The organism is Nostoc sp. NMS9 (assembly GCF_017114995.1).
In the GTDB taxonomy this organism is placed as follows: Bacteria; Cyanobacteriota; Cyanobacteriia; order Cyanobacteriales; family Nostocaceae; genus Nostoc.
Window position 1 is genome coordinate 62,383 of the sequence record NZ_JABXKL010000072.1, and the last position, 9,965, is coordinate 72,347.

A 9,965-nucleotide genomic window follows, 5' to 3' on the forward strand; every position below is an offset into this window, starting at 1 on the left:
AATTCTAGTTCTTTGCAAAAAAAATGCGTAATTAATATGCAAGTATTCAGCTAAAAATATTCAGTTTTCGACCTCCTCTCTTACCTCTTTTGGTAGGAGAGTTTTTTAGGTTATATTATGTTAATTTTCAATAAGAAAACTCTAAACCTATGAGCCAATGATAGTATTTAGTTAAGATAATCAGGAGAAACTATAAATGTCTAATTCATCTGACATAGCAGAGACAATTAAACAATACAATGAGGAAGACATAATTAAACCCTTCAAAGGAGACCCTCAGCTTGGTAATCTATCCACTCCTATCAATGATTCTCCCTTAGTTAGAGCTTTCATTAATAATTTGCCCGCCTACCGTAAAGGATTAACACCTTTCATGCGAGGGCTAGAAATTGGCATGGCTCATGGTTATTTACTAGTTGGGCCAGAGGTTGTGGTTGGTCCTCTGCGAGAATCTGCACATGGAACCAATCTCAGTGGATTAATTACCTCTATATATATAGCGGTATCAGCTTGTTTAGGTATTTCAATTTTTGCAATTACTACTTTCCAAGGAAATCCTAAAGGAGCTTATAGTTCATATTCTAAAGACCAGCTTAGACCACTAAGAACTCGTGAAGAATGGAGTCAATTGAATGGTGGAATTTTTGTTGGTGCAATGGGTGGCGCGATATTTGCCTACTTTCTACTAGAAAATTTTGATTCTTTAGATGCCATCTTGCGAGGTGCGGTTAACGCTAGTTAATCAAGCTTGTCTTTGGAGTTTTGGAGATGCCCAGAGTGTGGCTTACATAAAATTTTCAACTTTGAATTCATGAGGAGAATACATCATGGTAGATATAACACAACTAACAGGTGATTATGCCGCTTCATGGCTACCCTGGATAATGATTCCCTTAGTATTCTATATCTTGCCTTTTCCAGTGTTTGCTTTAGTATTTATCTGGATTCAAAAAGAAGGTTCTCAAGACGAAGTATGAGCCTCCTAATGAATTCATAACAACAATTACGAATTACGTTAGCGAGTCCGCGTACTCCTGCCCAGAAGCAAGCTAGCAAGAGCGTCTGTCTGCGACACGCTGCGCGAACGTAGAGAGCGTCAAAAGAGGCAGGAGAGCAGGGAGCAGTTCTTGCAGGGGGAAAGACTGAGACGGAGCACTCCGCCTTTTTCACAAGCATCCTGGAAGGACGGGGCAACTGTTGGAGACGCTCCGCGAACAAACCGATGTTCCGCAACGCTTGTCGGCTCGATGTTGGGGTCATTATCAATTAGGAATTATTCTGACGCTTCTTTCACGCGCGTTAACGTGTACTTTAGCTACAGCAAAATTAAACCGCAGAATCATAAGTTATAACTGGGTTACAAACGCTTCTCACAAGTTCGGAAGCTGGTAAATAAATCAGCAGTTTTGTTGACTGCTGGTTATTTTTATAAAAATATTATTTTCCTACACAACGGTACAGAGCAAGCGGATTTATCCGTGGAGGGAAAGAAAAGAATTGTGTTGAGGCACGTAGTGCGAAACACAAGATACTAATTCAGGAGGCAGGAGGTCGAAGGCAGGAGGCAGGAGGAACCCACCCCTAAAAGAGTGGGATTGAAGCAAGGACGCTTTATACTTCGCGCTGCGCGTCTGGTGTATAATTCTTTCTTTAAACTGGGCTTTAAACTCAGAACTAAAGTTTTAATTGATACTCCTAACCTCCTGCCCCCTGCCTCCTAACTCCTGCCTTTTTGTAATTGCAGCAGTGATTGTCTCATCCACACCGTGGATTCATGATGGCAGCAAAATCACAGCCATGAAAACTAGTAAATATTGCCGATTATACGGAATTACGGAAGCGATGCCTGCGGTGGTCACTGAGCCAAGTCGTACCACTTGCCTACGGCACGCTCCGCGAACGTGGAAGCAAGCTAGCAAGAGCGTCTGTCTGCGACACGCTGCGCGAACGTAGAGAAGTGCAGGCTACGCCTACGCGCCTTTTAATCTCCTTCCATTCTCAGTGTTTCCATAGTTTATTACCTTTAAAGACGGCAAACACCACTCATACGTTACGGTTCACCCTAATTACTGAAAGTATTAATTCTTCTACATTAGAGAGAGTGAAGACAAATTAATCCATGAACCAACTAAAAACACAATTTAGTTAGTTTAACCGTCCCAAGCAAGGTTCGGGAAACCACCCTTCATGGACTGGCTACCACTAAGCTTCAGTATATATATCAGCATAGTCTGGAGTTTTAACCCCAGGAAAGCCAAATCAAAGGTATTCATGCTGAACTGGCTGATTTCTTGACCCTGTTGGTTCAAAATTTAGTGCTTTATATTCTCATTCATTCATTTGTAGTTATACGGAGCCAGCACCTAAAATGGCAAAAGTAGTTGGAATTGACTTAGGAACAACGAACTCCTGCGTGGCAGTGATGGAAGGTGGCAAACCCACAGTAATTGCTAATGCTGAAGGTTTTCGGACAACGCCATCAGTAGTCGCATTTGCGAAAAATGGCGACAACTTGGTTGGCCAAATCGCCAAACGCCAAGCGGTGATGAACCCCGAAAATACGTTTTACTCAGTCAAACGCTTTATCGGTCGCCGCTACGATGAAGTGGGTAATGAAGCTACGGAAGTTTCTTACAAAGTTCTCAGCAGCAATGGCAATGTCAAATTAGATTGTCCAATAGCTGGTAAACCGTTTGCTCCTGAAGAAATTTCTGCAAAAGTTCTTCGCAAACTAGTTGAAGATGCTAGCAAATACCTGGGTGAAACCGTAACCCAAGCTGTAATCACTGTTCCTGCATACTTCAACGACTCCCAGCGGCAAGCAACAAAAGACGCTGGGAAAATTGCCGGGATTGAAGTTCTGCGGATTATCAACGAGCCTACCGCTGCTTCTCTGGCTTATGGATTTGACAAGAAGAGTAACGAAACCATCCTAGTATTTGACCTTGGTGGTGGTACTTTCGACGTATCTGTGCTGGAAGTAGGAGACGGAGTTTTTGAAGTACTAGCCACATCTGGTGATACCCACCTTGGTGGTGACGACTTTGACAAAAAAATAGTTGACTTCTTAGCTGAGAAGTTCAAGAAAGCCGAAGGTATTGACCTGCGGAAAGACAAGCAAGCTTTACAACGTCTGACGGAAGCTGCAGAAAAAGCCAAAATTGAGCTTTCTAGCGTCACCCAAGCAGAAATTAACCTACCATTCATCACCGCTACCCAGGATGGGCCCAAGCACCTGGATACAACCCTGACTCGCGCTCAGTTTGAAGAACTTTGTTCTGACTTAATTGACCGTTGTCGTGTTCCTGTGGAAAACGCCCTCCGAGATGCCAAGTTAAACAAAGGCGATATTGATGAAGTGGTGTTAGTGGGTGGTTCTACGCGAATTCCCGCAGTTCACCAAATTGTGAAGCAGGTATTGGGTAAAGACCCCAACCAAAGCGTTAACCCTGATGAAGTTGTAGCAGTTGGTGCAGCCATTCAAGCCGGGGTACTGGCTGGTGATGTAACTGGCATCTTGCTGTTAGACGTGACACCTTTATCTTTGGGTGTGGAAACATTGGGCGGCGTGATGACCAAAATTATCCCCCGCAACACCACAATTCCCACCAAGAAATCGGAAGTCTTCTCCACCGCTGTGGATGGACAAACCAATGTAGAAATTCACGTCCTCCAAGGTGAACGCGAATTCTCTAACGATAACAAGAGCTTGGGAACCTTCCGCCTTGATGGTATTCCTCCTGCACCACGTGGCGTCCCTCAAATTGAAGTAGTGTTCGACATTGACGCTAACGGCATCCTTAACGTCACCGCTAAGGACAAAGGTACTGGTAAAGAACAGTCCATCAGCATAACCGGTGCTTCTACCCTGGATAAAAATGACGTAGACCGGATGGTGAGAGAAGCTGAACAGAACGCTTCATCTGACAAAGAGCGGCGTGAAAAGATTGAACGCAAGAACCAAGCCGATTCTTTGGCATACCAAGCTGAAAAGCAGTTACAAGAATTGGGTGATAAAGTTCCCGATGCTGACAAGACTAAAGTCGAAGGTTTAGTGAAAGAAGTGCGGGAAGCAGTTGCTAAAGAAGACGATGAGCAAATCAAGAAGCTAACCCCAGAATTGCAACAAGCGTTATTCGCTGTTGGTAGCAACATCTATCAACAAGCCGGTGCTAGTGCCAGTTCCGGTGCCGGTGCGGGTGCTACATCTGGTGGTGAACCTCAAGATAGTAGCAGTTCCTCTAGTTCTAGTAACGGCGACGATGTGATTGACGCTGATTTTACAGAGAGCAAATAATTCCTCTACTTCTTTTGGGAAGATTGTTTTGTTCGACCTCATATTACCCACTCAGGCAAATGTCTGAGTGGGGATTTTTTTTAAGGAGTTAGGGGTTGGAAGTTAGGAGTTTGAAGTTAGGAGTTTGAAGTTAGGAGTTTGAAGTTAGAGTAGAACTAATATTGGTAACTCTTGATCTTAATTCTTAACTTTATTCCTAACTCCTCACTCTCAACTCCTAACTCCCTTATGCCATATCCACAAGCACCTTGGACACTTCAAGGTTATGCTATCCAAACTCTACATTTGGTAAATATTGACCAAGTGCGCCCTTTGATTCCCTTAGAGTTAGAAATTATTTCTGTATGGCCTGGTAAAACCCTCGCTAGCATGTATCTCTCTAATTACGGGTCAGGCTCAGTACTGGAGTATAGTGAGTTAATTGTTGTCCCAGCTTTAATTAATTACCAGAGGAAAATCGGCGCTTGGATTTCTCACATTTATGTAGATAATGCTGATTCGGTGGCTGGTGGTCGAGAAATTTGGGGACTACCAAAGGAACTAGCTAAGTTTACCTGGGAACAAGGAAAGTACGTTACTGTGCATCAGGAAAACCAGAAATTGTGTAGTTTTAAGTATAATCAACAAAGCTTGGCATGGAGACAGCGATTAAGTGCTTCTAGTTTCAGCGCTAAGGGTGCTGATTTGCTGATATTCCCTGCTGAATTTAAGTCTTTGTTGGGTTTGATTGGTTCTAAGTTAGAAATCCCCGCCGAAAGTCCTTTTTCTGGAATAGGTTTAGGTCAACCTCGGTTAACTGTGCGTTGTGAGCAGATGAGTTTACGGGTTGATGCGCCAAAAGTGGTAGGTCAGATAGGTATCTAGTACGCTGTGGCATAAGTTTGCTTACCTTTAACCAGTTGCTTGAGCAAGTTGTCTGGTTAATTGAGATGTTAGCTGGATTTATGCCGTGCTGTACTAGTTGCAATTAATCCTGGCTCAGTTGCATTTAATCCTTGTAACTCTAACCAAAGAAATTACTGTTTTCTTATATTGTATAAGCACTTCGTAAAAATATTTTTTATGGTTGTTTTTGTCTTTTGGAAATTTCAAGTACTAGACTGATGAGTATACTAATTATACCTACAGGTAGTTTTATTTGATATGACAAATCTAAGATATGTGGGACAAAACAAATTATTGCATTAATAAAAAATATTTGAATTAATAACTGTCCAAATTTGTAATTCTCTTGTTGTGTATCAACGTCTTTGTAGTTTAATATATTATAAATTTTAGATTCAAGAGAGTATATGTTAAAAAGCTTTAAAATAAAGTATTTAACCTGAAATGATTTTATTAAAAACATTAAGATAACAATTGTTGGTAAATATAACACTATTAAAAGTATAAATTGCCATGAAATTATATTAAAACTTAGCGTTCTTATTAAAGCTGTTAATTTTGATAAATAGGGTTTTATCCAATTATTAGATGTTAAAGTTCTTATGATAACAGGTAAAGCAGGCGTTAAAAAAGTAAGTATACCAATAATTACTTCAAACCTTCTTTTTGTGCAACTAAACGAACCAGCGATTCTGACTGGTGAGTATTAAGACAATCCATAATTAGATGCCATTTTTTAGCATTGGTGTCACTTTCAATGATTCGACTAATATTGATGAGGATGATTGCATTTACGGACTATAGCTTAGCCACACAAAGGCTTTGACTGTTTTCGGAGATGTCTAATTGCTTGCCCATTTTATGCAAAATACTTTTGCGTTGGGAATTTTGGTACTTAGTCGTTCTACTTCTGAGAAAACCCGCAAATCCACACATAACCAACTTATACCTAAACTTTTAATGATGGTAATGATTTTTGTTTCAATGCTGGGATTAATCCAGCCTGTAAAATTGAACTTTTGCCAACGCCTGATTGCCTATGAATTATTGTGAGTTTACAGTCAGATTGACCCATACGCTTTTGCTTTCCAGAAAAACAAAGTCTTTAGAGCCAGCTTGTGATAAACCTATGGTCATTTTCAATCAAGTGCAATACAAAAGTTAGATATTGCTAAGGTTACACACCTGCTAAAAGTTCTGCAAATCCAGTTTCAGTAACTAAGTTGCAACAAGGCTATTCATTATTGTCAACACAAACTCTGTTACATATTCCGCAAAATTAAGTCATTTTTGTAGTAAATGTGAGTTTTTGACTATCTATCGTCTAACTTCCCAACATCTGCAAGTTATGCAAAGTGGCATAAAGCCCTCCTTGTTGCAGTAGTTGTTCATGACTTCCTTGTTCGATTAATTCGCCACGCTTGAGAACAAAAATCCGGTCTACATTGCGAATTGTAGACAAGCGGTGAGCAATAATAATGGCGGTACGTCTAAGCAAAAGCTGGTTTAATGCCTCTTGAACTGAAGCTTCTGTACCAACATCCAAACTAGCGGTAGCCTCATCTAGTACCAAAATTTGCGGATTGCGAATGGCAGCCCGCGCAAAGGCTAAAAGTTGCTTTTGACCACTAGAAATATTTGTGCCCCGTTCTCGAAGTTGAGTATCATAACCTTGGGGTAATTCTTCTATAAACTGGGCAACATTGGTTTGCTCTGCTGCTTGTTGAATCTGTTCAATGGTGTAGCCATCTCCTAAAGAAATGTTGCTTTTAACATCGCCAGCAAACAAAAAGCCTTCTTGTAAAATTACTGCCATGTAACGCCGCAGTTCTGCTTGTGGTACTTCCCGAATGTCTACGCCATCTATGAGAATGCGTCCTTGAGTGGGTTCGTAGAGGCGGCACAAAAGACGGATAATCGAAGTTTTACCCGCCCCGGTGGGGCCGACTAATGCCACTTTTTCACCAGGATGAATGGTGAAATCTAAGTCTTTAATTACGTAATCATCATTTTTGTAAGCAAACCAGACGCGATCAAAGCGAATCTCTCCCAGTTCTGGGGGGGAAGTAAGGTCTGGGGATTCTAGATTTGCAATGATTTCGTCTATGTAGCCAAATTTCGCATCAAATATTGAGAAGCGGACATTGGCGCGATCGCGAATTTCTATCGGTTCATCTAATATATCGCCTACACGTTCAATGGCAGTGAAACCAGCTTGAATTACTGTAAATTTTTCCGCAAAAGCCCTTAAAGGGTCAAATAATCGCTGGGCATACAATACAAATGTAGATAAAGTCCCAAAAGTCAAGTTTTTTTCTAACAGCAACCAACCACCCACGCACAAAACAGCTGCGATCGCAATCAGTCCAATCCATTCTAAGGTTGCTGAAACAAATGAATCATAAAAGATGGTTTTATCCATTTGCTGAGTGTAGTTGCTGTTCGTAGCACGAAACAATTCGGCATTAAATTTTTCTCTACGGAACAACTGCACGACGTTAATACCAAGCACATTTTCTTGTAGCTGTGAATTCAGGATCGAAAGTTCTTCTCGCCCTTTGTAATTGGCTTTGCGGTACTGTTTTTGAATGTAAACAATTACCCAGCTAGTTGGTAACAGCATCAATAGCAGCAAGCAAGAAAGTTGCCACTGGATGGAAAACATTAAACCCAAAGTCACCAGCATTAAAAACAAATCAGATATAATCCCAACTGCCCCAGTAGAAAAGACATCGCCTAACACTTCCACATCGCTGGTGATTCTGGTAATTAATTTACCTACGGGTGTGCGGTCAAAAAAGCGCACTGCTAGAGATGTTACATGCTGAAATAAGTCTTGGCGAATTGCTGCGGTGATTTGTTGCCCTAGCTTTTGGACTATATAACCTTGGAAACCTGTCAACATCAATTGGATGGCGATCGCAATTACCAATAATCCCTCTAGGATATTTAGCCCTTGCGAGAAGGGACGATTCCTGAAAAATTCGTAAGTGCTTGGTTCGTTACGAATCAGAGAGATTACTTGGCCAATCAAGAAAGGTTGTACGGCATTAGCTAGTGCGATCGGTACGAGTAGGCACATCGACAGCGCCAGTAGCCGTCCGTTACGACGGGCATAAGGCACCAAACGCAAAAATAACCGCCAGTCATTTTCACGCCGACGATCTGGTGTATAAGATTTTTTGAGAGATTGGTAGATGCTCATAGTAAGAGCATTATATTAATGTTTGGAAAAAAACACGCTTGTTTAAAGTAGCGTTTATCTTCCTACTCTGATACCATGCCTGAGATAGAAACTGCAAGACTACTACTAGTGCGATTCGTTGATTAGTGAATCACGGTATTAGCCCGTAAATAACTAATCCAGCCCGACAGAAGATTACTGTCACTTAAGGGTTGAACTCTCGGTCAGATGTAGGTGAAAGCCCTACCATTCAGACTCAGAATTGACTCCTTATCTGCCCACACTGACCAGACTCGGTTTCTGGAGGGTGAAGCTGGGAACAGGGCGCAATCAGACGACCGTTGCGGGTTGACACTGGCGCTAACAGGGAGTTCCTATGATGAAACAGAGCCTAAAAAAGCGACTTAAGTCTAGACAGGGCGCAACACAAAAATCCCTGACCTCACTGGAATTAATTCCCGCCGTTCTGGGTTGAAAAACGGTAAGAGTCTAGGGAATCCAGCAGTCGAATTGGCTACATCTAACGGAACTATCAATCTCTCCGAGGGAACGAATAAAAACGAGTTGTGGGTCAAGGGGCAGTCGAACCCCAAGTAACCCAGACGAGAGGAGGAATCCCCACAATTCGGGTAGGACAGACCGTAATTGGTCTGAGGTGTTCAGAATACACTAACCAGAGAAGAGAAAATGATTAGACACAGTTACAAAACTAGTGAATCTTGGAGAGCATTACCGTGGAAGAAATTCCGCCGAAATCTTTTCCGCCTTCAAAGACGCGTGTATAAAGCGGTTCTTGTTGGAGACAAGCGGAAAGCTAGGTTACTCCAAAAGCTTATTATGAAATCCACCTCGGCTCGATTTCTAGCAATAAGACAAGTATCTCAGCTAAACGCTGGCAAAAAGACGGCTGGTATCGATGGTAAGAAATCCCTCTCATTTGAAGAACGCTTCAATCTAGAAGAACTACTGAAAATGAATAGCGGAAATTGGAAACATCAAGGACTACGGGAAATCCCCATCCCCAAGAAGGACGGGACTACCAGAATGCTTAAGATACCAACCATCGCGGATAGAGCTTGGCAATGCCTAGCAAAATATGCACTCGAACCAGCACACGAAGCCACTTTCCACGCTAGGAGCTACGGGTTTAGAACTGGGCGCTCTGCCCACGATGCACAAAAGTACATATTTGACAACCTAAAATCCCAAAGCAATGGAATAGAAAAACGAGTTATAGAACTCGATATTGAGAAGTGCTTCGACAGGATTAATCACTCAGCAATAATGGACGAACTCATTGCCCCCAAAGGCTTAAAACTCGGTATCTTCCGATGCCTTAAAGCAGGAGTTAACCCAGAATTTCCTGAACAAGGAACTCCACAAGGAGGAGTGGTCAGCCCATTACTAGCAAATATTGCACTCAACGGGATTGAGAGTATACACAGATACCACACCGAATACAAATTCGGTAAAAGGATCACAAACAACACCCCAGAAAATAGAATTGTCGAGCCATCAATCCGATACGCGGATGACATGGTTATTAGACCTCTTGCAAAATTATTTTATGGTAAGATGATGGATTTTGCCGTGTGAATC

Annotated in this window: 6 protein-coding genes and 1 pseudogene; 5 read left to right on the forward strand and 2 right to left on the reverse strand. The window is 41.9% G+C overall.

The features are described 5' to 3' along the window. The first annotated feature begins 196 nt into the window (after positions 1–196). The 4 genes from HWQ40_RS22000 to HWQ40_RS22015 all read left to right on the forward strand — a co-directional run bounded on the left by HWQ40_RS22000 (position 197) and on the right by HWQ40_RS22015 (position 5,161). The gene (locus HWQ40_RS22000) at positions 197–742 is read left to right on the forward strand and encodes a photosystem I reaction center subunit XI (RefSeq protein WP_292781790.1); all 546 of its coding nucleotides are present in this window, start codon (positions 197–199) and stop codon (positions 740–742) included. A gap of 85 nt (positions 743–827) precedes the next feature. Further along, positions 828–977 (forward strand): hypothetical protein, encoded by a 150-nt coding sequence (locus HWQ40_RS22005; RefSeq protein ID WP_292781793.1) that lies wholly within the window; start codon positions 828–830, stop codon positions 975–977. A gap of 1,391 nt (positions 978–2,368) precedes the next feature. Continuing rightward, positions 2,369–4,297 carry a molecular chaperone DnaK gene (gene dnaK, locus HWQ40_RS22010; protein ID WP_292781796.1) on the forward strand — a complete coding sequence of 643 codons (1,929 nt, stop codon included), beginning with the start codon at positions 2,369–2,371 and terminating at the stop codon, positions 4,295–4,297. 228 nt (positions 4,298–4,525) lie between these two features. Beyond that, positions 4,526–5,161 (forward strand): acetoacetate decarboxylase family protein, encoded by a 636-nt coding sequence (locus HWQ40_RS22015; protein ID WP_292781799.1) that lies wholly within the window; start codon positions 4,526–4,528, stop codon positions 5,159–5,161. A 970-nt stretch (positions 5,162–6,131) separates the two neighbouring features. On the opposite strand, the gene HWQ40_RS35705 is transcribed toward HWQ40_RS22015, so the two are convergent. Both HWQ40_RS35705 and HWQ40_RS22030 read right to left on the reverse strand, forming a co-directional pair. After that, positions 6,132–6,257, reverse strand: a complete 126-nt coding sequence (locus HWQ40_RS35705) for a hypothetical protein (RefSeq protein WP_366934021.1) — start codon at positions 6,255–6,257, stop codon at positions 6,132–6,134. 249 nt (positions 6,258–6,506) lie between these two features. Then, positions 6,507–8,387, reverse strand: coding sequence for an ABC transporter ATP-binding protein (locus HWQ40_RS22030; protein WP_292781805.1), 1,881 nt, complete (start codon positions 8,385–8,387; stop codon positions 6,507–6,509). Between the two features lie 666 nt (positions 8,388–9,053). Here HWQ40_RS22030 and HWQ40_RS22035 point away from each other — a divergent pair. Further along, positions 9,054–9,917, forward strand: a pseudogene (locus HWQ40_RS22035) (reverse transcriptase N-terminal domain-containing protein); the annotation flags it as partial. Between the last annotated feature and the right edge of the window lie 48 nt (positions 9,918–9,965).

Excerpts from the sequence above, each read along its gene's own strand:
- HWQ40_RS22030 (WP_292781805.1), bottom strand. The coding sequence starts at position 8,387 with ATGAGCATCTACCAATCTCTCAAAAAATCTTATACACCAGATCGTCGG.
- dnaK (WP_292781796.1), top strand. The coding sequence starts at position 2,369 with ATGGCAAAAGTAGTTGGAATTGACTTAGGAACAACGAACTCCTGCGTG.
- HWQ40_RS22000 (WP_292781790.1), top strand. The coding sequence starts at position 197 with ATGTCTAATTCATCTGACATAGCAGAGACAATTAAACAATACAATGAG.
- HWQ40_RS22005 (WP_292781793.1), top strand. The coding sequence starts at position 828 with ATGGTAGATATAACACAACTAACAGGTGATTATGCCGCTTCATGGCTA.
- HWQ40_RS35705 (WP_366934021.1), bottom strand. The coding sequence starts at position 6,257 with ATGGGTCAATCTGACTGTAAACTCACAATAATTCATAGGCAATCAGGC.
- HWQ40_RS22015 (WP_292781799.1), top strand. The coding sequence starts at position 4,526 with ATGCCATATCCACAAGCACCTTGGACACTTCAAGGTTATGCTATCCAA.